Raw genomic sequence first — 22835 nt, 5'->3', positions numbered from 1 at the left:
CACTAGCCATGTTGTCTCCAGGCATAAAAAAGCCCGCGTCGGCGGGCGGGGTTCAGTGCTTGTGATTGGCGGTGTTGCCGCCGGTGTCGATGATCTTGCCGGCCCCCAGAATGTCACCGGTCACGCGCAGGCCACCGTTGATGCTCACCTCACCGGTCAGGGCAATGTTGGCGGCGTTCAGGGTGATTGCGTTGTCGGTGACCAGCAGCGAGCTGCCGGCCACCTTGAGGCTGACGGTGCCACCGGGCAGCTCGATGCTGTAGCTGCGGGCCTGCCAGTCGTAGACCAGCGAGCCACCGTCATCGAAGCGCCATACCTCGACGTGCTCGCGATTGTCGGGTGGCGCGCCGGCATTGCCGTACAGGCCCGGTACGAAGGTGCCCTGCGCCGGCTCACCGCTGGGGCTGAGCAGTGCGCCCTGCTCGTTCAGGCTCGGCGCACGCCAGTGGCGGGCCTTGCCTGCCGCGTGGCTGTGCCAGCGCACCCAGGCGCTGGTCCAGCCGGCGCCATCGGAGACCCGTACCCGCGCTGCTGCCAGGTCGATGCCGACCACCCGACATGGAATGACCAACGCCGCCAGCATGCGGTCATGCATGGAGCTGGCGTAACTCATGCCATGTCCTCCGGTGCCTGGTAGCTGTCCTTGTGCGCGGGCCCTGTGTCCGGGCTGAAGGCGAACAGCAGCGAACCGGGTGGCTGGTCTGGCCAGGGCCACTGCAGGTCGCCAAGATAAACGGGCTGCTGCCATTGCACCCGCCATTCCAGGGTGCCGGGTACTTCGGCAGGTATGGCTGAAGGGCGGGCCTGCACCTGGGAGATGGCGTCGACGAAACCCAGGCTCCAGAACTGCTGGCGCAGCAGCGCGGTCAATTGCGCGGCCAGTGTCATTGCTTCCAGCGAAGCCTGCTGGCGCGCTTTACTCACCAGAATCCTCGCCTCGAACGAGGCGTTAACGCATGTACGCCCATCGCCGGGGTCGACGCCAGGCCTCATGCCGGTGAGGGTGTGCATCAGCGCAGGCAAGGCCGTGTTCTCGTCCGGCAGCGCAAACGCTTCCACGTGCCGCAACTGGGGCATGCCCGCACTCAGGGTGGCGCTGATCGCTTGATGTAACGTCCCAAGTTCGTTCACGGTCACTCCTCGCTATCGGTGCGCTGTTCTGTTATTGCATCGCAATGAAAACGCCCAGGCGAACCTGGGCGTGACAGATGGATGCCGGGTCTACTGCAAGGGTTCAAATACCCATCGATGCCATTTCAAGCGGCGATCGATAGGTTGCGGCAGCAGTGGCGATGCAGGCCCGGGCCTGCAGATTGGCCTCCTTCATGTCGTTGATGGTATCGGCGATCTTCTGCGCGCCTTCCACGATCCACATGCGTGAGTAGATCAATGCGGCACCCGCCCCGGTGGCGATCACCAGGGCCCGGAACAAATCAGCCAGCAGAGCACTGCATGTGCCGATTTCGTTCACCGCCGTACCTACCACGGCCAGGACCTCCTCGTTGTAGTCCAGGTTGTTTGCCACACTGGCGCCCCAGATGCTGGTGACCAGGGCCTTGCAGTTCTGAATCTGTTCAGCAGTAAGTGACATGAGTCTTTCTCCGTTGATTGATCAAATGCGGGCGTGTGCCCTGTAGGTGTCGCTCGCAGGCGATGACTGGAGGCTCATGGCCTTCACCTCCGAACACCGACGCCCGTCAGCGGGGTGGATGGTCGGTTGGTTGCACAGGTGTGCAATCCTTCACACCCAGCCGCTTCGCAGCCCAGCGCTCGTAAAGCCCGATGGCCACGTCGGCGCCCGCCATGGCGGTCAGGCAACCAAAGGCTGCGGCGCTCCAGATCGACAGCCCGCTGGCATACAGCAGCATCACGGTCGATACGCCGCAGACCATGCAGGCCCCGGAGCGCAGCAGCAGTCGCCTGAACAGGCCCCAGCCGCGGGCGCCCTCCTTGTCTGCGCGCCACATCTCGCCAGACAGACCACCCAGCAATGCCAGGACGATCACCAGCCAGATCGGCATTTCCAGCAACGTCTGTTGCTCGTTTGTCATGCTCGTGCTCCCTTGTTGAACAGCCGATCACTCGGCATTCCAAAAAGCCCGGCCGCCCAGGCTTTTCAGTAATGCGTGGTCGGATCGCCGGCCACTGCTGGTGCGCCGTGCGATCCCGCCTCAAATTGTTCCTCCGACCGCGGCCGCCTGCCCGCCGGATAACTGCTTACGGTGCTTTACGCTGCACACCCGGGTCAGTTGCCAACCCTCTGAACAGTTCAGGCCTGTTCATCGCTGCCTTGCCACTGCCGGTGTCTGACCGGCTTGAGACAAAGATTATGCATCAATGCATATGCAGTCAATGCATTTCTGGAAATATTTATGCATTTTCTTTTGCACTGACGCATGCTGGCCTTGCGCGGTGGGGCCTGCAGGGCTGTTTTATGCAGTCAACACCGGCTGCGAATCGGCAAGAGCGGGCTCATGAGGAGCAGAGATTTTGACGGGCGCCAGCAGATGAATTCCGTTTCCATCTGGTTGCTCGTGATCGGTGAGATCTGCGCAGTTGCTCCTGAGCGGGCAGATAGATAGCTGTGGCATCGCCATCAACGTTGCATTGGAAGTGAGGCGAAAGGCTATAATCGCGGAATTTTCCTCGCTTTGACGGGGCTGTTCTCCTCCGTCGGACATCAAGTGCTTACCCTATAAATGACACAACCTACCCTTCATCTTTCTCATCCCAAATATCGCCCAGATATCGACGGCTTGCGGGCTGTTGCCGTCTTGGCAGTAGTTATCTATCACGCCTTCCCCAGTGTGCTCAGGGGAGGGTTTATCGGCGTCGATATATTCTTTGTCATCTCAGGCTACCTGATTTCCACTATCATTTTTGAAAGCCTGGATCGGGGCGCATTCAGTTTTACCGAGTTCTACGCACGACGTATAAAACGCATATTTCCTGCGCTGCTGCTGATACTTTCAGCGTGTTATGGTTTCGGCTGGTTCACGTTGCTGGACGATGAATTCAGGCAACTGGGAAAACATGTCGCAGGCGGCGCCGGTTTCGTCTCGAACCTGGTGCTATGGAGTGAGGTCGGTTATTTCGACAACTCAGTGGAAACCAAACCGCTATTGCATTTGTGGAGTTTGGGCGTAGAGGAACAGTTTTACATTGTCTGGCCAATATTGTTGTGGGTGGCGTGGCGATTCAGGTTCAACGTTCTGGCCTTGACGATCCTCTTGGGTGCTGTCTCATTTTTCCTGAGCGTCAAAGGCGTCAAGCATGATGCGATCGCCACATTCTATTCACCACATACACGTTTCTGGGAGTTGCTGGCCGGCACGCTTCTCGCATGGCTCACCCTTTATAGAACGCGTGCCGTGCGAAAACGACTTGGGCATGTGCTTTCCGTGCTGGGTGTGTGTTTACTGGTATTCGGCTTCTTCAGGATAAACAAAGGCCTCAACTTTCCTGGAAAATGGGCACTCGTTCCAGTACTGGGCGCTGTGTTGATCATTGCGGCGGGCCCTGATGCCTGGTTCAATCGCAGGGTGCTGGGTAACAAGTTGGCCGTGTGGTTCGGCTTGATCAGCTTCCCTCTCTACCTGTGGCACTGGCCCTTGTTGTCTTTCGCAAGGATCGTGGAAGGCGAAGTACCCACTGTCGGCATTCGCGTAGCGGCCGTACTGTTGGCTATTCTTCTGGCTTGGCTGACATACAGGCTGGTGGAGCTTCCCCTGCGTTCAAGGTGGCAGGGGCGCTCCAAGGTCATTGTGCTCGTGCTGCTGGCAGCTGGCTGCGGAGCAACAGGCTATGCGACCTACACGCAGGACAGCATTGCACAGCGAACGCATAACCAAAAACTCATGGCCTACCAGAACAGTATAAAAGTCACTGAGCGAGCGGCCGAATGCTTTGAAATACCCTATGCCTACAAGAAGCCGGATGGCTGGTTCTGCGGGCTGGGTGAGCGTGGTGCGCCCGTTGAGTACTTTGCGTACGGTGACAGTCATGCACTGAGCCTGGTGCCGGCATTGGAGAAGTTTGCACGCGACCATAAGGTAGGCATGAAGTTTACGGGAACGTCTGGCTGCCCCTCGCTGCTGGGTATCCAGTCACTGCGTGGCGAAGCCGGAATTGAAAAACACAATTGCCAGGCATTGAACGAGCGCATCTTCAACGACGTTCGGGCCTCGGGTATTAAGCACGTCATATTGATCAATCGCTGGACGTATTACACTTCATCACCGTCACGCCCTTCGGAGTTCAATGGCATTGCAAGAGATCCATCCGCAAAGGCAACGGTCCAGAGCTCAACCCATGACCTTGTCTGGGCAATGGATAACACCGTTTCTCGCTATGCCCAGATTGGCGTGAACGTTATCTTCATCGAGGATAACCCGCAGCAGCGGTATGAGCCCAAGGATGTATTACGGCGTGGGCGCGGCATAGAACGCGAATACTTGAAGTTGTCGGTCAGCCGCGAAGAGCATGTTCGCAATCAAGCATTCGTGAACGCGGCGTTGCGCAAGACATCCGCCACAATCATCAACTTCGACCGCGCGCTGTGCCCTGGGGATATCTGCCCGCTGGTCGAGGGGAACGCGTTTCTGTATTCCGATGATGATCACCTGAGTATCACGGGGGCGCTCAAGGTCTATCCCGCGCTGGCCGAAGGGCTTACCCGCTCGGCACAAACCGCCGAAATGGCGAAGTAGCCAGCGCGCTGATGCTTGCTCCGACAGGGCCGACCCCGCAAACTTTTGCAGGTATCGGTCTTGCCGGAAAGGATCAATAAGGGGTTTGAGCAGGCACAAAAAACCCGCCGGGGCGGGTTTCTGAGAAAGCGTAGAACCTAGCGGGCGTACATGCCCCACCAGAACACATGCCCGAGGATGCTGATTTGCTCCTCCTGCATCTGCTGGAAGGTGTAGTCCTCGTCCGGGTGCTCGTCGCGGTTGAAGCTGCGCAGGCGGATACCCGTGGGCAGGCGATACAGCTGTTTCACGCGCAACTGGCCATTGTGGTTGATGGCATACAGGTCGCCGTCGACAATGTCGCCGATGCCGCTCTTGCCCGCATTCACCCCCACCGTGGCGCCATCACGCAGCACCGGCAGCATGCTGTTGCCGCGCACCGTCACGCACTTGGCCTGGTCGAACTGCACGCCGTTGTGACGCAGGCTGCGCTTGCCGAAGCGCAGGCTGGCCTTCTCGCTTTCCTCGATGACGAATCGTCCTGATCCTGCTGCCAACTCGACCTCACGAAGAAACGGAATGGACACTTCGTCGTCCTCGACGGGGGTGTCGTCATCCCACAGGCTGATGTCCTGCAGCTGCACGTCGGCGCGCGGCGCGTTCGCCGGGCGGGTATCGCCCAGGTCGGCACGGCCGCGCAACTGATCGGTGCTCACGCCGAAGTACTCGGCGATCTTCGACACATGCTTGTCGGAAGGATCGACGATCTTCTCGCTGAGAATCCGCGACAGGGTGGATTGGGGCACGCCGGTGCGACGGTGAAGCTCCGTGGGGGAGATCCCGTGGCGGTCGAGCAATGCTCTCAAGACGGTAGCTACGTTGCGTTTTTGCATAACGTGCATAGTAACCATCTCGTGCACAAATGCAAATTCAAATATGCATTAACACAATGCCAGGGGCAAAAGGTCGCTGCGCAGCGTTAGGCCCGGCAACGGGGAAAAAATCCCTGTACCATTGCCCGCTGCCTTTGGTCTAAACGACACTGCGAGCCAAGTTTCTGTAATGAGCGATCTTTCCGCACACACCCCGATGATGCAGCAGTACTGGAAGCTGAAGAACCAGCACCCGGACCAGCTGATGTTCTACCGCATGGGCGATTTCTACGAGATCTTCTACGAAGACGCGAAGAAGGCCGCCAAACTGCTGGATATCACCCTGACCGCCCGCGGGCAGTCGGCGGGCCAGTCGATCCCCATGTGCGGTATCCCCTACCACGCCGCCGAAGGCTACCTGGCCAAGCTGGTGAAGCTGGGCGAATCGGTGGTGATCTGCGAGCAGATCGGCGACCCGGCCACCAGCAAGGGCCCGGTGGAACGCCAGGTGGTGCGCATCATCACCCCAGGCACGGTCAGCGACGAAGCCCTGCTCGACGAGCGCCGCGACAACCTGATCGCCGCCGTACTGGGTGACGAACGCCTGTTCGGCCTGGCCGTGCTGGATATCACCAGCGGCAACTTCACCGTGCAGGAGTTCAAGGGCTGGGAAAACCTGCTGGCCGAGCTCGAGCGGGTCAACCCCGTGGAGCTGCTGATCCCCGACGACTGGCCCCAGGGCCTGCCCGCCGAGAAGCGCCGTGGCTCGCGCCGCCGCGCACCATGGGACTTCGACCGTGACTCGGCGCGCAAGAGCCTGTGCCAGCAGTTCGCAACCCAGGACCTCAAGGGCTTCGGCTGCGAGAAGCTGACCCTGGCCATCGGCGCCGCCGGCTGCCTGCTCGCCTACGCCAAGGAAACCCAGCGCACCGCCCTGCCGCACCTGCGCAGCCTCAAGCACGAGCGGCTGGACGACACCGTGGTGCTAGACGGCGCCAGCCGGCGCAACCTGGAGCTGGACGTCAACCTGGCCGGGGGCCGCGACAACACCCTGCAATCGGTGATCGACCGCTGTCAGACCGCCATGGGCAGCCGCCTGCTGACCCGCTGGCTGAACCGGCCGCTGCGTGACCTGAAGGTGCTGCAAGCCCGCCAGAGCTCGATTCGCTGCCTGCTCGACGGCTACCGCTTCGAGAAGCTGCAACCGCAACTGAAGGACATCGGCGATATCGAGCGGATTCTCGCCCGTATCGGCCTGCGCAATGCTCGCCCACGGGACCTGGCGCGCCTGCGCGACGCGCTTGGCGCGCTGCCTGAACTGCAGAACGCCATGGCCGAGCTGGAGGCACCGCACCTGGCGCGCCTGGCGGCCATCGCCGGTACCTACCCGGAACTGGCCGACCTGCTGCAGAAGGCGATCATCGACAACCCGCCTGCGGTGATCCGTGATGGCGGCGTGCTCAAGGTCGGCTATGACGCCGAGCTCGACGACCTGCTGTCGATGAGCGAGAACGCCGGGCAGTTCCTGATCGACCTCGAAGCCCGCGAAAAGGCCCGCACGGGCCTTGCCAACCTCAAGGTCGGCTACAACCGTGTGCATGGCTACTTCATCGAGCTGCCGAGCAAGCAGGCCGAACAGGCGCCGGCCGACTACATCCGCCGCCAGACCCTCAAGGGCGCCGAGCGCTTCATCACCCCCGAGCTCAAGACGTTCGAAGACAAGGCGCTGTCGGCCAAGAGCCGTGCCCTGGCGCGCGAGAAGATGCTCTACGATGCGTTGCTCGAAACCCTGATCGGCCACCTGGCCCCGCTGCAGGACACCGCCGCGGCGCTGGCCGAACTGGATGTGGTCAGCAACCTGGCCGAGCGTGCGCTGAACCTTGACCTCAACTGCCCGACATTCGTCGACGAACCGTGCATGCGCATCAGCCAGGGTCGCCACCCGGTGGTCGAGCAGGTGTTGACCACGCCGTTCGTGGCCAACGACCTGGGCCTGGACGACAACACGCGCATGCTGGTGATCACCGGCCCGAACATGGGTGGTAAGTCCACCTATATGCGCCAGACCGCACTGATCGTGCTGCTGGCGCATATCGGCAGCTTCGTGCCGGCCGCCAGCTGCGAGCTGTCGCTGGTGGACCGCATCTTCACCCGTATCGGCTCCAGCGACGACCTGGCCGGTGGGCGCTCTACCTTCATGGTGGAGATGAGCGAAACCGCCAACATCCTGCACAACGCCACCGAACGCAGCCTGGTGCTGATGGACGAAGTGGGCCGCGGCACCAGTACCTTCGACGGCCTCTCGCTGGCCTGGGCCGCCGCCGAGCGCCTGGCCCAGCTGCGCGCCTACACGCTGTTCGCCACGCACTACTTCGAACTGACCGTGCTGCCCGAAAGCGAGCCGCTGGTGGCCAACGTGCACCTGAACGCTACCGAGCACAACGAACGCATCGTGTTCCTGCACCATGTGCTGCCAGGGCCTGCCAGCCAGAGCTACGGCCTGGCAGTGGCACAACTGGCAGGCGTGCCGGCACCGGTGATCCAGCGAGCCCGCGAGCACCTGGGCCGCCTGGAAACCAACAGCCTGCCCCACGAAACCGCGCCAGCAAGCCCGGGAGCGCCCAGCACGCCGCACCAGAGCGACCTGTTCGCCAGCCTGCCGCATCCGGTGATCGAGAAAATCGGCAAGCTCGACGTGGACAACCTGACGCCACGCCAAGCTATCGAAATGCTCTATACACTAAAGACTCTGTTATAACGCCCCATCGCACAAACTGATAGAATCCCGCGCGGTTCGGCGGGGCAGCGAGTTATTAGCCTGGCTCGCTGACGACCTACCGAACCGAGCGGCCCTGTCTGGAAGGGAACGCTGCCGTCGCCTGAGGAGAAAATTAGAAATGACCTTCGTCGTCACCGACAACTGCATCAAGTGCAAGTACACCGACTGTGTAGAAGTCTGTCCGGTGGACTGCTTCTACGAAGGCCCGAACTTCCTGGTCATTCACCCGGATGAGTGCATCGACTGTGCACTGTGCGAGCCTGAGTGCCCCGCCGTTGCGATCTTCTCGGAAGATGAAGTGCCGGCCGGCATGGAAAACTTCATCGAGCTCAACGCCGAGCTGGCCGAAATCTGGCCGAACATCACCGAGAAGAAGGATTCGATGCCAGACGCTGCAGAGTGGGATGGCAAGCCGGGCAAGATTGCAGATCTGGAGCGTTGATCGACGCCGGATCAATGAAAAAGGCCCTTCGGGGCCTTTTTTTATGTTCGCTGCAGGGCCAGCCACTTTTTCGCAGGCAAAAAAAAGGGGCGGTATGACCCGCCCACATTTTTTTCCGTAGTCCCTGTATTCCCTATCATCATCCTGATGAATCGCATCCCGCGATGTCCTTGGCGCTCATCCTTGAGAACCTGTGTCAGTCCGTAGACACAGTTCAGATACTATCCCCTGCAGCCGGCAGAGCAACTGGTAAAAGCTCTCAAAAAAAGTCCGGAAGGTGACGCCACCTCACAATAAACTCTTTCAATATCAATTGGTTAGACAAAATACCACGTCAAAACCGACTGGAATTTACACCCTCTTGATGTAAAGGCTTACGGATCTTGTAAGCGATAACCTACAAATCCAATAACAATACGCAACCGGGAAAGGTTGCCGCCGTGGTATCGGTGTTTCTGCGCGTGTCTGAGCGCTTTAGACAGGCACGAACAAAAACGCCTCGACTGGGTCGAGGCGCCTTTTCACAGCCGTCGCAGTTACTGGAACAGCGACTCGCTGGACAGACCGTTCTTCTCCAGGATCTCCCGCAGCCGCTTGAGGCCCTCCACCTGGATCTGACGTACCCGCTCCCGGGTAAGACCAATCTCCAGGCCAACATCCTCCAGGGTGCTGCTCTCATGCCCGCGCAGGCCAAAGCGGCGAATCACCACCTCACGCTGCTTGTCGGTCAGTTCGCTCAGCCACAGGTCGATGCTCTGGGACAGGTCGTCGTCCTGCAACAGCTCGCAGGGGTCGGTGGGACGATCGTCCGTGAGGGTATCGAGCAGGGTCTTGTCAGAGTCCGGGCCCAGTGAAACGTCCACCGAAGACACGCGCTCGTTCAGGCCGAGCATGCGCTTGACCTCCCCTACGGGTTTTTCCAGCAGGTTGGCGATCTCTTCCGGTGACGGCTCGTGATCGAGTTTCTGGGTCAGCTCGCGTGCTGCACGCAGGTAGACGTTCAGTTCCTTGACCACATGGATCGGCAGGCGAATGGTGCGCGTCTGGTTCATGATGGCGCGTTCGATGGTCTGCCGGATCCACCAGGTGGCGTAGGTCGAGAAACGGAACCCACGCTCGGGGTCGAACTTCTCGACTGCGCGAATCAGGCCCAGGTTGCCCTCTTCGATCAGGTCGAGCAGCGATAGCCCGCGGTTGACATAACGGCGCGCAATCTTCACCACCAGGCGCAGGTTGCTTTCGATCATGCGTTTGCGCCCGGCAGGGTCGCCACTTTGCGACAGACGCGCAAAATGAACTTCTTCTTCCGGGGAAAGCAGGGGCGAAAAGCCGATTTCGTTGAGGTAGAGCTGAGTTGCATCAAGTGCTCGAGTGTAATCGATGTACTTGTGCTGTTTGAGCGGTGAGCCTTGTTTGGCCCGGGTCCGAACCGGAGATACAGCAGGTTCGTCTGACACCACATCCGTTTCCAAAACGATGCCGGTTTCCATAAGGAGCACCTCATCGTCGATGTCAAACTCCGGCACTTCTTTACTGAGAGCCATTGTTATAGTCCTTTGCTGAGTTCGAACTCAGACTCAAGCGGCGCCTTTATCCTTGGCAACGCTGAGCCTGTCCCCACTACGCGAAGGAACAGGCCGGGTACATGCTTATCAACGACGTGGCAGGAATTGCAACGGATCTACAGGTTTGCCCTGGCGGCGAATCTCGAAGTGAAGCTTCACCCGGTCGGTGCCCGTGGACCCCATTTCGGCAATTGTCTGCCCAACCTTGACCTGCTGTCCCTCCCGAACCAACAGCCTGCGGTTGTGACCGTAGGCACTGACGTAGGTATCGCTGTGCTTGATGATTACCAGTTCACCGTAGCCCCGCAAGCCACTTCCGGCGTACACAACGGAACCATCCGACGCAGCAAAAACAGGCTGTCCCAAATCACCGGCGATATCAATGCCTTTATTCAAACTACCGTTTGAAGCGAATTTTCCAATCAGCACACCGTTGGCCGGCCATGCCCAGCCACCGGCCGAACGCTCCGAAGCCGGCACCTGGACAGGGGTGGTGGCGACGACGGGCGGCGCGCTGGTACCGCCTGAAGACGTGGTTTTTGCCGGTGCCGGGGTACCTGCCGGACGACGGGTGACCGTGGTCTTGCTGGAGGGCGAGGTGGAGGTGACGACCCGCGAGCCGCTGCTGGTAGCCGTGCCGGAGCCGAAGCGGATCGCCTGGCCGGGCCGGATGGTATAAGGCGCCGGGATACCGTTGCGCGCAGCGAGCTCCTTGTAGTCCCAGCCGTAGCGAAAGGCAATCGAGAACAGCGTATCGCCCGGGCGAACCACGTACTGCCCCGTAGTGACCACCGGGCGCTTGGGCGCGGCGCTGTTGCGGTCGACCACCCGCACGCTGCTCGAAGATGAACTGGAACACCCTGAAACCAGGGTTCCCAAGGCGAGTGCAATCACCAGAAGCTTTAAGCTCGATAGACCCATGCGCTGCCGAATGACTGTGTGACTCACCCGCCGCTCCCTTATGTGGTGACCGATGTAGGAATGCAATATTGTTGCAATTATAACCGAGCGCACAGGCAATGCAGATCAACTGCTTGCCAGGTTGTGCGATCGTTCAAGAAACCGCACGCCCCATAGACCCGGCAATGCACCGGGAATTCGACGCCCGCGAAAAAATCGACTCAGCTCAATGTGCCATTGAGCAACGGCACGAAGCGTACGTCGCACAGTTTGCGCCGCGAGAAGCCCTGTTCTTCGCGCACTATCAACAGCAATTGCTGTGTCTCGCCACTGGCGCCCACCGGTATCACCATGCGCCCGCCCGGTGCCAACTGGTCGAGCAAGGCCTGGGGCACTTCGGGTGCGCCAGCGGTGACGATGATGCCATTGTAGGGGGCCAGTGCCGGCCATCCCTCGAAACCGTCGCCCCAGCGGAACACCTGGTTGCGCAGGTTCAACTCGACCAGCCGTTCCTTGGCGCGGTCCTGCAGGGGCTTGATGCGCTCTACCGAGAACACCCGCTCCACCAGCCTGGACAGCACTGCGGTCTGGTAGCCAGACCCGGTGCCGATCTCCAGCACCTTGTCCAGCGGACCGTCCTCCAGCAGCACCTCGCTCATGTACGCGACCATGAACGGCTGCGAGATGGTCTGGTTGTTGCCGATGGGCAGGGCGGTATCTTCATACGCACGGTGCGACAGCGCCTCGTCGACGAACATGTGCCGCGGGATGTTGCGCAAGGCCTCGAGCACCCGCTGGTCCTTGATGCCTTCCTCGATCAAACGCTGGATCAGCCGTTCACGGGTTCGCTGCGAAGTAAAACCGATACCATGGCGCATCAGATCCTCCGGCTCTCGCATCAGAGCAGCCCCTCCAGCCAACCCTCGAGACGGTCGAAGGCATCGTTGAAGGTGCGGTCAAGCTGTAGCGGGGTGATCGAGACATAGCCCTGCATCACCGCGTGAAAATCGGTACCCGGGCCGCCATCCTCGGCGTCGCCGGCCACCGCGATCCAGTAGCCTTCCTTGCCGCGCGGGTTGACCACCTTGGTCGGCGCCGCCGCACGTGCACGATGCCCCAGGCGTGTCAGTTGGATGCCACGGATGTGTTCCAGCGGCAGGTTGGGAATGTTCACATTGAGTACGGTGCGCGGTGGCAGCTCAAGGCTTGCATGCGCCTCGACCAGCTTGCGCGCAAAATAGGCGGCAGTGGGCAGGTTGTCCGGCAGGCGCGAGAGCAACGAGAAGGCAAACGAGGTGCCCCCCAGGAATCGACCTTCCAGCGCCGCGGCGACCGTGCCCGAGTAAAGCACGTCATCGCCCAGGTTGGCGCCCAGGTTGATACCCGAGACGACCATGTCCGGCGGATGCTCCAGCAGCCCGTTCAGGCCCAGGTGCACGCAATCGGTCGGTGTGCCGTTGAGGCTGATGTAGCCGTTGGCCAGGGTCTGCGGATGCAGCGGGCGGTCGAGCGTCAGCGAACTGCTGGCGCCGCTCTTGTCCTGGTCCGGGGCAATCACCACGCACTCGGCATAATCCGCCAGCGCAGCATGCAGCGCGGCGAGACCGGGTGCGGTGACCCCGTCGTCGTTCGAAATCAGAATACGCATGGGCTGTCCGTCTGCCCTGCCGGCACCAGATCGACGAGTTCGCGCACCACCACGGTGGCGAAGCATCCGGCCGGAAGGACGAATTCCAGTTGCAGGATATCAGGCTCGGGATAATGCCACGTCAAGCCGCCAATGGGCAGCCGCAGAATGCGCCGCTCCTGTTTGAGGTTGGCATTGCCCAGCCATTGGCACAGGGCTGCCTCCTGTTCGGCCACGCGTTGCTCGATCGCACCGCCTGCCCCACTGGTGGCCGGCAGGCCCTCGCCCCACAGCGGCCCGGTAGGGTGCAGGTCGAGTATTGCCAGGCGCGGGTCGCTGCACTCGGCCTCGCCCGCCGCGAAAAAGCTGCGGCTGTCGGTGAACGCCAGCAGGTCGCCGACCTGAGCCTGTTGCCAGCTGCCATCGGCAACCCGCTCGGCCAGCACCCGGTTGAACAGGTAGCTGCGTGCGCTGGACAGCAGCCGCGAGCGCACATTGCGCTGCTCGGGCAGGGCCTTGCGCTCGGCCCACTGGCGCGCATCGTGCACGTTGCCGCCCGCAAAGCCAAATCGCTGGCTGCCGAAGTAGTTGGGCACGCCTTGTATGCGCAATTGCTCGAGGCGCGCGTCCAGGGCCTGGTGATCGGCGCTGAGCGCTGTGAGGCGCAGGGTGAAGCCGTTGGCCGAGTGCGCGCCACGCTGGAGTTTGCGCGAGTGGCGGGTGTGTCTGAGGATGCTCAGGGTTTCGTTTTCAGCCGCGCTCAGGTCAGGGTCGGCCTTGCCCGGCAGGTGCAGGCTGAACCATTGGCGAGTCAGCGCCTGACGGTCCTTGAGGCCGGCATAGCTCACGGTGCGCAGCGGTACGCCGGCGGCGCGGGCCAGGCGGCGGGCGGCCTCCTCGGTATTGAGGTCGCGTTTCTCGACCCACAGCCACAAGTGCTCGCCTTCACCCGACAGGGGAATGTCGAGCACTTCATCGACCTGGAAATCTTCGGCCGTGGCCTTGAGGATGGCGCTGCCCAGCGCCGGCCCGGCTGCCTGCGGGCCGAGCAGTTCGAGTTCGGTCATGCGCGCAGCAACAACGCGACGGCGTGAACGGCGATGCCTTCTTCACGGCCGGTGAAGCCGAGCTTCTCTTCGGTGGTGGCCTTGACGTTGACCTGGTCGAGCTCGACCTGCAGGTCCTGGGCGATCAGGGTACGCATGGTTTCGATGTGCGCGGCCATCCGGGGTGCCTGGGCCACGATGGTGGCGTCGACGTTGCCCACCTTCCAGCCCTTGGCATGGATGATCGACAGGATGTGGCGCAGCAGCACGCGGCTGTCGGCGCCCTTGAACTGCGGGTCGGTATCGGGGAAATGCTTGCCGATATCACCCAGCGCGGCGGCGCCCAGCAGTGCATCGCTCAGCGCGTGCAGCAGCACATCGCCGTCGGAATGGGCCAGCAGGCCGAACTTGTGCGCAATGCGCACCCCACCCAAGGTGATGAAATCGCCTTCCGCGAAGCGGTGCACATCGTAGCCGTGGCCAATACGCATAAAAAAACGCCCTGATTGAGTCAGGGCGTGATTCTACCTGCTTTGCCGGGGGTTTGGCTTATTTGTAGGACTAGCCCTACGCCCGCCCCAATGCCGCCGCATGGTGGCGCAGGTGGTCATCGATGAAGCTGGCGATGAAGTAGTAGCTGTGGTCGTAGCCAGGCTGCAGGCGCAACGTCAGCGGGTAACCAGCCGCCTGCGCGGCCTGGGCCAGCACTTCGGGCTTGAGCTGGGTTTGCAGGAAGTCGTCGCGATCGCCCTGATCGACCAGCAGCGGCAGCGTTTCCTGCGCCTGCGCGATCAGCACGCTGGCATCCCATTCGCGCCAGCGTGAACGCTCCTCGCCCAGGTAGCGACTGAACGCCTTCTGGCCCCAGGGGCAGTCCATCGGGTTGCCGATGGGCGAGAACGCCGACACCGACACATAGCGCCCGGGGTTGCGCAAGGCGCACACCAGCGCGCCGTGCCCACCCATGGAGTGACCGCTGATGCTGCGCGCAGCGGAGGCCGGGAAATGCGCCTCCACCAGTGCCGGCAGCTCATCCACCACATAGTCGTGCATGCGGTAGTGCTCGGCCCACGGCTGTTCGGTGGCATTGAGGTAGAACCCCGCGCCCAGGCCGAAGTCCCAGGCGCCGTCCGGGTCGTCCGGTACCTGTGGCCCGCGCGGGCTGGTGTCCGGCGCCACGATGATCAGGCCGAGCTCGGCGGCAAGCTTGTGCGCGCCGGCCTTCTGCATGAAGTTCTCGTCGGTGCAGGTCAGCCCGCTCAGCCAGTACAGCACCGGCAGCTTGCCGCCCTGCTCCGCCTGCGGCGGCAGGTACACGGCAAACACCATGTCGCACCCCAGCACGCTGGAGCGGTGCCGGTAGCGCTTGTGCCAGCCGCCGAAGCTCTTCTGGCAGGAGATGTTTTCCAGGCTCATGGCAGACCTCAGAAGTGGATGACGCTGCGGATGCTCTTGCCTTCATGCATCAGGTCGAAGGCCTTGTTGATGTCCTCCAGGCCCATGGTGTGGGTAATGAAGGTGTCCAGCGGGATCTCGCCCTGCTCGGCCATGTCCACATAGCTTGGCAGCTCGGTGCGACCACGCACGCCACCGAATGCCGAGCCGCGCCAGACGCGGCCGGTGACCAGCTGGAACGGACGCGTTGCGATCTCCTGGCCGGCACCGGCGACGCCGATGATCACCGACTCGCCCCAGCCCTTGTGGCAGCACTCCAGGGCCGCACGCATCAGTTGCACGTTGCCGATGCACTCGAACGAGAAGTCCACGCCGCCATCGGTCAGGTCCACGATCACTTCCTGGATCGGGCGATCGTAGTCCTTGGGGTTGATGCAGTCGGTGGCACCCAGCTGGCGTGCGATCTCGAACTTGGCCGGGTTGATGTCGATGGCGATGATGCGGCTGGCCTTGGCCTTGACCGCACCGATCACGGCCGACAGGCCGATGCCGCCCAGGCCGAAGATGGCCACGGTGTCACCCGGCTTGACCTTGGCGGTATTGAGTACCGCACCGATGCCGGTGGTCACGCCGCAACCGAGCAGGCACACCTTCTCCAGCGGGGCCTCTTTCTGGATCTTGGCCACGGAAATTTCCGGCAGCACGGTGTATTCGGAGAAGGTCGAGGTGCCCATGTAGTGGAACAGCGGCTGACCCTTGTAGGCAAAACGCGTGGTGCCGTCGGGCATCAGGCCCTTGCCCTGGGTCGCGCGGATGGCCTGGCACAGGTTGGTCTTGCCCGACTTGCAGAACTTGCACTGGCGACATTCCGGGGTGTAGAGCGGGATCACGTGATCGCCCACCGCCACCGAGGTCACGCCCTCACCGATGGCCTCGACGATGGCGCCGCCTTCATGGCCCAGGATGGACGGGAAGATGCCTTCCGGGTCGGCGCCCGACAGCGTGTAGGCGTCGGTGTGGCAGACGCCGCTGGCGACCACGCGCAACAGCACTTCGCCGTCCTTGGGCATGGCCACGTCGACTTCGACGATCTCCAGCGGTTTCTTGGCTTCGAAGGCAACGGCAGCACGGGACTTGATCATCAAGGTTCTCCACAAAGGTTTCAGTTCAGGCGTGAAGTGTAATTCATCGTCTTTTGATTAATAATCGAGCCAAACACAAAACATTATTGCCATGCAGGGATAATTGATGAGCAGCCGCTGGGAAGGGATCGACGAATTCGTCGCGGTGGCCGAAACGGGCCAGTTCACTGCGGCAGCCGAGCGCCTGGGGGTATCGTCGTCGCACGTGAGCCGCGCGGTGGCGCGCCTGGAAGATCGCCTGCAGACGCGCCTTTTGTACCGCAGCACGCGCAAGGTGACCTTGAGCGAGGCCGGGCAGACCTTTCTTCAGCACTGCCAGCGCCTGCAGGATGGCCGCGAAGAGGCCCTGCGCGCCATAGGCGACCTGACCAGCGAGCCCAAGGGGCTGCTGCGCATGACCTGTGCGGTGGCCTATGGCGAGCGCTTCATCGTGCCGCTGGTCACCCGCTTCATGGCGCAGTACCCGCAGTTGCGGGTGGACATCGAGCTGACCAACCGCACCCTCGACCTGCTGCACGAAGGCATGGACATGGCGATTCGCCTGGGTCGGTTGCAGGAGTCACGCCTGGTGGCGGCACGCCTGGCCCCACGGCGCATGTACCTGTGCGCCTCGCCAGCGTACCTGGAGCGCTATGGGCGGCCCCACAGCGTGTCGGAGCTGGCGCGGCACAACTGCCTGATCGGCAGCACGGATATCTGGGCCTTGCAGCAGGAGGGCCGGGAAATCAGTCAGCGGGTGCAGGGCAACTGGCGCTGCAACAGCGGGCAGGCGGTGCTGGATGCGGCGCTGCAGGGGATGGGCCTGTGCCAGTTGCCGGACTACTACGTGCTGGAGCATCTGGGCAGTGGCGCGCTGGTGTCGCTGCTTGAAGCGCATCAGCCGCCGAATACGGCGGTGTGGGCGTTGTACCCGCAACAGCGGCACCTGTCGCCGAAGGTGCGCAAGCTGGTGGATTATCTACGGGAGAAGTTGGGACAGCTGCCTGAGTACCGCAGCGTGTAGAAAACGTCGCGGGCTCCCACAAATCATTCACCCGCCCTTGAACGTACTGCAGTCCCTTGTGCAAGGCTGGCTTGCCAGAGAATGGGCCACCGCGGTCAATTGCCGCGATTGGCCCAGCGCTGCCTCAGCCACTCCAGGTCTTCCGGTCGCGTCACCTTGATATTGTCGTTGCGCCCTTCGACCAGGCGCGGCGCCTGCCCCGACCATTCGATGGCCGACGCCTCGTCGGTGATCGCCACGTCCGCCACCAGGCTGTCTGCCAGCGCACGGTGCAATGCCCCCAGGCGGAACATCTGCGGGGTGTACGCCTGCCACACCGTGCTGCGGTCGATAGTGGCGCTTACCCGCCCGTTGGCATCGGCACGCTTGAGCGTGTCGCGCGCCGGCACCGCCAGCAGCCCGCCCACCGGGTCATTCGCCAGCTCGCCCAGCAGGCGGTCAAGGTCGTCGCGCGCCAGGTTCGGCCGCGCCGCATCGTGCACCAGCACCCAGTCGTTGTCGGCCGCGCCCTGGGCGTGCAGCAGCAGCAAGGCGTTGAGCACCGAATCGGCACGCTCGCGCCCACCTGCCGCACGCTGGATGCGCGTATCGCTGGCGCAGGCCAGGCCCGGCCAGTAAGGGTCGTCGGCAGCAATGCTGACCACCACGCCCTTGAGGCATGGATGGTCGAGAAAACAGTCGAGGCTATGCTCGAGAATCGTCCGCCCGCCCAGTTGCAGGTACTGCTTGGGACGGTCGGCCGCCATGCGGGCACCAACACCCGCGGCAGGAATCACTGCCCAGAAGGCAGGCAGGGACGCCGTCATTGGGCCAACTGGTAGAGGGTTTCACCCTCCTTGACCATACCCAGCTCATGACGAGCGCGTTCTTCGACGGTTTCCATACCTTTCTTCAACTCCAGCACTTCGGCATCAAGCACGCGATTACGCTCCAGCAGACGCTCGTTTTCAGCGTGCTGGTCGGCGATCTGCTGCTTGAGGTCGGCAACCTGGGCCAGGCTGCCGTTGCCCACCCACAGACGGTACTGCAGGCCACCCAGCAACAGGAGCAAGACGAGGAACAACCAATAGGGACTACGCATCAGGGTATCCACTGGAAAAAGGCCGCCCGTGCACAAGGGGCTGATGGCACGAAGCCTGACCGAAGCCAGGCTTTGTGGGGAAAGCACTTGCTGCACAGGGTTGCTGAAAGATTAGCTGCGTCTTTCAGCCTCACACTGCGGCCTTTTTACCATCTCTGGCTTAGCCGCGAAACTCGCCGCGACCACGGTACACAGCCTTGCTGCCCAGTTGCTCTTCGATACGCAGCAATTGGTTGTACTTGGAGACGCGGTCGGAGCGGCACAGCGAACCGGTCTTGATCTGGCCGGCAGCGGTACCCACGGCCAGGTCGGCAATGGTCGAATCTTCGGTTTCGCCCGAACGGTGCGAGATCACCGCGGTGTAACCGGCGGCCTTGGCCATCTGGATGGCTTCCAGGGTTTCGGTCAGGGTGCCGATCTGGTTGAACTTGATCAGGATCGAGTTGGCGATCTTCTTGTCGATGCCTTCCTTCAGGATCTTGGTGTTGGTCACGAACAGGTCGTCACCGACCAGTTGCACCTTGTCGCCGATCTTGTCGGTCAGGATCTTCCAGCCAGCCCAGTCGGACTCGTCCAGGCCGTCTTCGATCGAGATGATCGGGAAACGCTCGGTCAGGCCCTTGAGGTAGTCGGCAAAACCGGCTGCGTCGAACGACTTGCCTTCACCGGACAGGTTGTACTTGCCGTCCTCGTAGAACTCGCTGGCCGCACAGTCCAGCGCCAGGGTCACGTCGGTGCCCAGGGTGTAGCCGGCGTTGGCGATGGCTTCGGCGATGGCCGACAGCGCGTCTTCGTTGGAAGCCAGGTTAGGTGCGAAACCACCCTCGTCACCCACGGCGGTGTTCAGGCCACGGGCCTTCAGTACTGCCTTGAGGTGGTGGAAGATCTCGGTGCCCATGCGCAGCGCGTCGGAGAAGGTCTTGGCGCCGACCGGCTGCACCATGAACTCCTGGATGTCGACGTTGTTGTCGGCGTGCTCGCCGCCGTTGATGATGTTCATCATCGGGACCGGCATCGAGTACTGGCCAGGGGTGCCATTGAGGTTTGCGATGTGCGCGTACAGCGGCAGGTCCTGGTCCTGAGCAGCGGCCTTGGCGGCAGCCAGGGACACGGCGAGGATGGCGTTGGCGCCCAGGTTGCCTTTGTTTTCAGTACCGTCGAGCTTGATCATCGCCAGGTCGAGCGCTTTCTGCTCGACCGGGTCCTTGCCCAGCAGCAGGTCGCGGATCGGGCCGTTGATGTTGGCGACGGCCTTCAGTACGCCCTTGCCCATGTAACGGCTCTTGTCGCCATCACGCAGCTCCAGCGCTTCGCGCGAGCCAGTGGAAGCACCCGACGGCGCACAGGCGCTGCCGATGATGCCGTTGTCGAGCAGTACGTCCGCTTCGACGGTAGGGTTACCGCGCGAATCGAGAACTTCACGACCTTTGATGTCGACGATTTTTGCCATTGTTGTAAGCACTCCAGAATTGACGAAAACAACGCAGCTGAGAAAAAAACCGGGTCCGTCACAGGCGGTCGGCGCACGGGCAGGCCTGACGAGGACAAGCCCCTGACCCGGGGGTCAGGGGATGAACGGGCGGTACTTTACCGGAGAATCGAGGTTTACGCGGTTTCTACCGTCGGAAAACTCTTGACCAGTTCGTCCAGTTGCTTGAGCTGGGCCAGGAATGGCTCCAGTTTGTCCAGGCGCAGGGCGCACGGGCCGTCGCACTTGGCATTGTCTGGGTCCGGGTGGGCCTCGAGGAACAGGCCCGCCAGCCCCTGACTGAGGCCGGCCTTGGCCAGGTCGGTGACCTGGGCACGGCGGCCACCTGCGGAATCGGCGCGACCACCCGGCATCTGCAGGGCATGGGTCACGTCGAAGAACACCGGGTACTCGAACTGCTTCATGATGCCGAAGCCGAGCATGTCCACCACCAGGTTGTTGTAGCCGAAGCTCGAACCACGCTCGCAGAGGATCAGTTGGTCGTTGCCGGCCTCTTCGCACTTGCTCAGGATGTGCTTCATCTCCTGGGGTGCGAGGAACTGCGCCTTCTTGATGTTGATCACCGCGCCGGTCTTGGCCATCGCGACAACAAGATCAGTCTGGCGCGACAGGAAGGCCGGCAGCTGGATGATGTCGCACACGTCGGCCACGGCCTGCGCCTGGTGCGGCTCGTGCACGTCGGTGATCACCGGCACGTTGAAGGTGCGCTTGATCTCTTCGAAGATCTTCATCCCCTCTTCCAGGCCAGGGCCGCGGTAGGAGTTGATCGACGAACGGTTGGCCTTGTCGAAGCTGGCCTTGAACACGTAGGGGATACCGAGCTTCTCGGTAACCCGCACGTACTCTTCGCAGACCTTCAGGGCCAGGTCACGGGATTCCAGCACGTTCATGCCGCCGAACAGGACGAACGGCTTGTCGTTGGCGATCTCGATGTTACCGACGCGAATGATCTTCTGGGTCATGGATCAGGCCTTGTTCTTTTGAGCCAATGCAGCTTTGACGAAGCCGCTGAACAGCGGGTGGCCGTCACGCGGGGTAGAGGTGAACTCCGGGTGGAACTGGCAGGCCACGAACCACGGATGGTCCTTGGACTCGACCACTTCGACCAGTGCGCCGTCGCCGGAACGACCCGAGACCACCAGGCCCGCCTCGATCAGTTGCGGCAGCAGGTTGTTGTTGACCTCGTAGCGGTGACGGTGACGCTCGACGATCACGTCCTTGGCGTAGCAGTCGTGCACCTTGGAGCCGCTTTGCAGCTGGCACTCCTGGGCGCCCAGACGCATGGTGCCGCCAAGGTCCGAGGCTTCGGTACGGGTCTCGACAGCGCCGGTGGCATCTTCCCACTCGGTGATCAGGCCCACCACAGGGTGACCGCTGGCGCGATCGAACTCGGTGGAGTTGGCGTCCTTCCAGCCCATCACGTTGCGGGCGAATTCGATGACCGCCACCTGCATGCCCAGGCAGATACCCAGGTAAGGCACCTTGTTCTCGCGGGCGTATTGAACGGCAGTGATCTTGCCTTCCACGCCGCGCAGGCCGAAACCGCCCGGTACCAGGATGGCGTCCACGCCTTCGAGCAGGCCGGTGCCCTGGTTCTCGATGTCTTCGGAGTCGATGTAGCGCAGGTTGACCTTGGTGCGGTTGCTGATGCCGGCATGGCTCATCGCTTCGATCAGCGACTTGTAGGCATCGAGCAGTTCCATGTACTTGCCGACCATGGCGATGGTGACTTCGTGCTCGGGGTTGAGCTTGGCATCGACCACCGCGTCCCACTCGGACAGGTCGGCGCTGCCGCACTGCAGGCCGAAACGCTCGACGACGAAGTCGTCCAGGCCCTGGGAGTGCAGGATGCCCGGGATCTTGTAGATGGTGTCGGCGTCTTCCAGCGCGATCACCGCACGTTCTTCAACGTTGGTGAACTGCGCGATCTTGCGGCGCGACGAGCTGTCGATCGGGTGATCGGAACGGCACACCAGCACGTCCGGCTGCAGGCCGATGGAGCGCAGTTCCTTGACCGAATGCTGGGTAGGCTTGGTCTTGGTCTCGCCGGCGGTGGCGATGTACGGCACCAGGGTCAGGTGCATCAGCATCGCGCGCTTGGCGCCCACTTCGAAGCGCAGCTGGCGGATGGCCTCGAGGAACGGTTGCGACTCGATGTCACCCACGGTACCGCCGATCTCGACCATGGCCACGTCGGCATCGCCGGCGCCCTTGATGATGCGGCGCTTGATTTCGTCGGTGATGTGCGGGATCACCTGGATGGTGGCACCCAGGTAGTCACCACGGCGCTCCTTGCGCAGCACGTGCTCGTACACGCGGCCGGTGGTGAAGTTGTTGTTCTGGGTCATGGTCGTGCGGATGAACCGCTCGTAGTGGCCCAGGTCCAGGTCGGTCTCGGCGCCGTCGTGGGTGACGAACACTTCACCGTGCTGGAACGGGCTCATGGTGCCCGGGTCGACGTTGATGTACGGGTCCAGCTTGAGCATGGTGACCTTGAGCCCCCGCGCCTCCAGGATGGCCGCCAATGAAGCCGAGGCAATGCCTTTCCCCAATGAAGAAACAACACCGCCCGTGACGAATATGTAGCGCGTCATGAAAAACCCTAGAAGTCTGCGTTAAAGCGGTCAGTGCCGCCGGGGAAAGCGAAGGAAGGCCGAAGCCCCCGATCACCTGCGTCAATCACAGTGCATCTTAAAAAACTGCCGCGCCTGGTCAGACCGGGGGTTGAAAACCCGGTAAGGAGCTCGCTAAACATTTTTAGAATCGCCCAGCAAAAAACTGCTTGGTAATCGGCAACTGCCGTGAT

Annotated in this window: 22 protein-coding genes; 4 read left to right on the top strand and 18 right to left on the bottom strand. The window is 62.0% G+C overall.

The features are described 5' to 3' along the window. Positions 1-52: 52 nt before the first annotated feature. From LOY33_RS06350 to LOY33_RS06335, 4 genes are all read right to left on the bottom strand, one after another. Entirely contained in the window at positions 53-613 is a 561-nt protein-coding gene (locus tag LOY33_RS06350) for a phage baseplate assembly protein V (RefSeq protein ID WP_043864286.1), read from the bottom strand. Beyond that, the gene (locus LOY33_RS06345) at positions 610-1131 is read right to left on the bottom strand and encodes a hypothetical protein (RefSeq protein ID WP_043864287.1); all 522 of its coding nucleotides are present in this window, start codon (positions 1129-1131) and stop codon (positions 610-612) included. The genes LOY33_RS06350 and LOY33_RS06345 overlap by 4 nt, the downstream gene beginning before the upstream one ends. A gap of 103 nt (positions 1132-1234) precedes the next feature. After that, on the bottom strand, positions 1235-1591 hold the full coding sequence (locus LOY33_RS06340; protein ID WP_043864288.1) for a hypothetical protein: 357 nt from the start codon (positions 1589-1591) through the stop codon (positions 1235-1237). Between the two features lie 106 nt (positions 1592-1697). After that, positions 1698-2051, bottom strand: a complete 354-nt coding sequence (locus LOY33_RS06335; protein WP_258662300.1) for a phage holin family protein — start codon at positions 2049-2051, stop codon at positions 1698-1700. 648 nt (positions 2052-2699) lie between these two features. Between LOY33_RS06335 and LOY33_RS06330 the strand changes: the two genes are divergently transcribed. Further along, positions 2700-4709 (top strand): acyltransferase family protein, encoded by a 2010-nt coding sequence (locus LOY33_RS06330; RefSeq protein ID WP_258662299.1) that lies wholly within the window; start codon positions 2700-2702, stop codon positions 4707-4709. A gap of 137 nt (positions 4710-4846) precedes the next feature. Here the strand turns inward: LOY33_RS06330 and LOY33_RS06325 are convergent, their stop codons facing one another. Continuing rightward, positions 4847-5581, bottom strand: a complete 735-nt coding sequence (locus tag LOY33_RS06325) for an XRE family transcriptional regulator (RefSeq protein ID WP_078480062.1) — start codon at positions 5579-5581, stop codon at positions 4847-4849. A gap of 169 nt (positions 5582-5750) precedes the next feature. Here LOY33_RS06325 and mutS point away from each other — a divergent pair, with 169 nt between their 5' ends. Next, the gene (gene mutS / locus LOY33_RS06320) at positions 5751-8318 is read left to right on the top strand and encodes a DNA mismatch repair protein MutS (protein ID WP_054914991.1); all 2568 of its coding nucleotides are present in this window, start codon (positions 5751-5753) and stop codon (positions 8316-8318) included. Positions 8319-8457: 139 nt separating this feature from the next. Continuing rightward, positions 8458-8781: a ferredoxin FdxA gene (gene fdxA, locus LOY33_RS06315; RefSeq protein WP_043863281.1), complete on the top strand. Its 324-nt coding sequence runs from the start codon at positions 8458-8460 to the stop codon at positions 8779-8781. Positions 8782-9317: 536 nt separating this feature from the next. Here fdxA and rpoS read toward each other — a convergent pair. The 8 genes from rpoS to LOY33_RS06275 form a co-directional block, all read right to left on the bottom strand. Continuing rightward, on the bottom strand, positions 9318-10325 hold the full coding sequence (rpoS, locus tag LOY33_RS06310) for an RNA polymerase sigma factor RpoS (RefSeq protein WP_054914992.1): 1008 nt from the start codon (positions 10323-10325) through the stop codon (positions 9318-9320). Between the two features lie 108 nt (positions 10326-10433). Next, entirely contained in the window at positions 10434-11294 is an 861-nt protein-coding gene (locus tag LOY33_RS06305) for a peptidoglycan DD-metalloendopeptidase family protein (protein WP_088514535.1), read from the bottom strand. A 173-nt stretch (positions 11295-11467) separates the two neighbouring features. Continuing rightward, positions 11468-12145 carry a protein-L-isoaspartate(D-aspartate) O-methyltransferase gene (locus tag LOY33_RS06300; protein ID WP_162484879.1) on the bottom strand — a complete coding sequence of 226 codons (678 nt, stop codon included), beginning with the start codon at positions 12143-12145 and terminating at the stop codon, positions 11468-11470. Next, positions 12145-12894 carry a 5'/3'-nucleotidase SurE gene (gene surE / locus LOY33_RS06295; RefSeq protein WP_043863278.1) on the bottom strand — a complete coding sequence of 250 codons (750 nt, stop codon included), beginning with the start codon at positions 12892-12894 and terminating at the stop codon, positions 12145-12147. The genes LOY33_RS06300 and surE overlap by 1 nt, the downstream gene beginning before the upstream one ends. Continuing rightward, on the bottom strand, positions 12882-13940 hold the full coding sequence (gene truD, locus LOY33_RS06290) for a tRNA pseudouridine(13) synthase TruD (protein WP_043863277.1): 1059 nt from the start codon (positions 13938-13940) through the stop codon (positions 12882-12884). Before truD ends, surE begins: the two co-directional genes overlap by 13 nt. Continuing rightward, a complete protein-coding gene (gene ispF / locus LOY33_RS06285; RefSeq protein WP_043863276.1) occupies positions 13937-14410 on the bottom strand; it encodes a 2-C-methyl-D-erythritol 2,4-cyclodiphosphate synthase in 474 nt (157 codons plus the stop codon). Before ispF ends, truD begins: the two co-directional genes overlap by 4 nt. Positions 14411-14486: 76 nt before the next feature. Then, the gene (fghA, locus tag LOY33_RS06280) at positions 14487-15335 is read right to left on the bottom strand and encodes an S-formylglutathione hydrolase (protein ID WP_043863275.1); all 849 of its coding nucleotides are present in this window, start codon (positions 15333-15335) and stop codon (positions 14487-14489) included. Between the two features lie 8 nt (positions 15336-15343). Beyond that, the gene (locus LOY33_RS06275; RefSeq protein WP_258662287.1) at positions 15344-16456 is read right to left on the bottom strand and encodes an S-(hydroxymethyl)glutathione dehydrogenase/class III alcohol dehydrogenase; all 1113 of its coding nucleotides are present in this window, start codon (positions 16454-16456) and stop codon (positions 15344-15346) included. 106 nt (positions 16457-16562) lie between these two features. Here LOY33_RS06275 and LOY33_RS06270 point away from each other — a divergent pair, with 106 nt between their 5' ends. Continuing rightward, positions 16563-17459 (top strand): LysR substrate-binding domain-containing protein, encoded by an 897-nt coding sequence (locus LOY33_RS06270; protein WP_123752971.1) that lies wholly within the window; start codon positions 16563-16565, stop codon positions 17457-17459. 95 nt (positions 17460-17554) lie between these two features. On the opposite strand, the gene ispD is transcribed toward LOY33_RS06270, so the two are convergent. The 5 genes from ispD to LOY33_RS06245 form a co-directional block, all read right to left on the bottom strand. Beyond that, a complete protein-coding gene (gene ispD, locus LOY33_RS06265; RefSeq protein ID WP_054914996.1) occupies positions 17555-18265 on the bottom strand; it encodes a 2-C-methyl-D-erythritol 4-phosphate cytidylyltransferase in 711 nt (236 codons plus the stop codon). After that, positions 18262-18540, bottom strand: a complete 279-nt coding sequence (gene ftsB, locus LOY33_RS06260) for a cell division protein FtsB (protein WP_043863271.1) — start codon at positions 18538-18540, stop codon at positions 18262-18264. Before ftsB ends, ispD begins: the two co-directional genes overlap by 4 nt. A 160-nt stretch (positions 18541-18700) precedes the next feature. Next, positions 18701-19990, bottom strand: a complete 1290-nt coding sequence (gene eno, locus LOY33_RS06255; protein WP_043863270.1) for a phosphopyruvate hydratase — start codon at positions 19988-19990, stop codon at positions 18701-18703. Between the two features lie 155 nt (positions 19991-20145). After that, complete coding sequence (gene kdsA / locus LOY33_RS06250; protein ID WP_043863269.1) at positions 20146-20991, bottom strand: 3-deoxy-8-phosphooctulonate synthase; 846 nt, start codon at positions 20989-20991, stop codon at positions 20146-20148. A 3-nt stretch (positions 20992-20994) separates the two neighbouring features. Next, positions 20995-22623, bottom strand: a complete 1629-nt coding sequence (locus LOY33_RS06245; protein ID WP_043863268.1) for a CTP synthase — start codon at positions 22621-22623, stop codon at positions 20995-20997. Between the last annotated feature and the right edge of the window lie 212 nt (positions 22624-22835).

Source organism: Pseudomonas sp. B21-036, from assembly GCF_024748925.1.
Taxonomy (GTDB): Bacteria; Pseudomonadota; Gammaproteobacteria; order Pseudomonadales; family Pseudomonadaceae; genus Aquipseudomonas; species Aquipseudomonas palmensis.
This window is presented reverse-complemented; position numbering and strand designations above follow the sequence as displayed.

Coding starts and splice junctions, on each gene's coding strand:
- LOY33_RS06275 (WP_258662287.1), bottom strand. CDS start 16,456: ATGATCAAGTCCCGTGCTGCCGTTGCCTTCGAAGCCAAGAAACCGCTG.
- fghA (WP_043863275.1), bottom strand. CDS start 15,335: ATGAGCCTGGAAAACATCTCCTGCCAGAAGAGCTTCGGCGGCTGGCAC.
- ispF (WP_043863276.1), bottom strand. CDS start 14,410: ATGCGTATTGGCCACGGCTACGATGTGCACCGCTTCGCGGAAGGCGAT.
- LOY33_RS06270 (WP_123752971.1), top strand. CDS start 16,563: ATGAGCAGCCGCTGGGAAGGGATCGACGAATTCGTCGCGGTGGCCGAA.
- LOY33_RS06335 (WP_258662300.1), bottom strand. CDS start 2,051: ATGACAAACGAGCAACAGACGTTGCTGGAAATGCCGATCTGGCTGGTG.
- mutS (WP_054914991.1), top strand. CDS start 5,751: ATGAGCGATCTTTCCGCACACACCCCGATGATGCAGCAGTACTGGAAG.
- kdsA (WP_043863269.1), bottom strand. CDS start 20,991: ATGACCCAGAAGATCATTCGCGTCGGTAACATCGAGATCGCCAACGAC.
- LOY33_RS06325 (WP_078480062.1), bottom strand. CDS start 5,581: ATGCAAAAACGCAACGTAGCTACCGTCTTGAGAGCATTGCTCGACCGC.
- LOY33_RS06340 (WP_043864288.1), bottom strand. CDS start 1,591: ATGTCACTTACTGCTGAACAGATTCAGAACTGCAAGGCCCTGGTCACC.
- LOY33_RS06245 (WP_043863268.1), bottom strand. CDS start 22,623: ATGACGCGCTACATATTCGTCACGGGCGGTGTTGTTTCTTCATTGGGG.
- ispD (WP_054914996.1), bottom strand. CDS start 18,265: ATGACGGCGTCCCTGCCTGCCTTCTGGGCAGTGATTCCTGCCGCGGGT.
- fdxA (WP_043863281.1), top strand. CDS start 8,458: ATGACCTTCGTCGTCACCGACAACTGCATCAAGTGCAAGTACACCGAC.
- LOY33_RS06330 (WP_258662299.1), top strand. CDS start 2,700: ATGACACAACCTACCCTTCATCTTTCTCATCCCAAATATCGCCCAGAT.
- LOY33_RS06300 (WP_162484879.1), bottom strand. CDS start 12,145: ATGCGAGAGCCGGAGGATCTGATGCGCCATGGTATCGGTTTTACTTCG.
- truD (WP_043863277.1), bottom strand. CDS start 13,940: ATGACCGAACTCGAACTGCTCGGCCCGCAGGCAGCCGGGCCGGCGCTG.
- surE (WP_043863278.1), bottom strand. CDS start 12,894: ATGCGTATTCTGATTTCGAACGACGACGGGGTCACCGCACCCGGTCTC.
- rpoS (WP_054914992.1), bottom strand. CDS start 10,325: ATGGCTCTCAGTAAAGAAGTGCCGGAGTTTGACATCGACGATGAGGTG.
- eno (WP_043863270.1), bottom strand. CDS start 19,990: ATGGCAAAAATCGTCGACATCAAAGGTCGTGAAGTTCTCGATTCGCGC.
- ftsB (WP_043863271.1), bottom strand. CDS start 18,540: ATGCGTAGTCCCTATTGGTTGTTCCTCGTCTTGCTCCTGTTGCTGGGT.
- LOY33_RS06350 (WP_043864286.1), bottom strand. CDS start 613: ATGAGTTACGCCAGCTCCATGCATGACCGCATGCTGGCGGCGTTGGTC.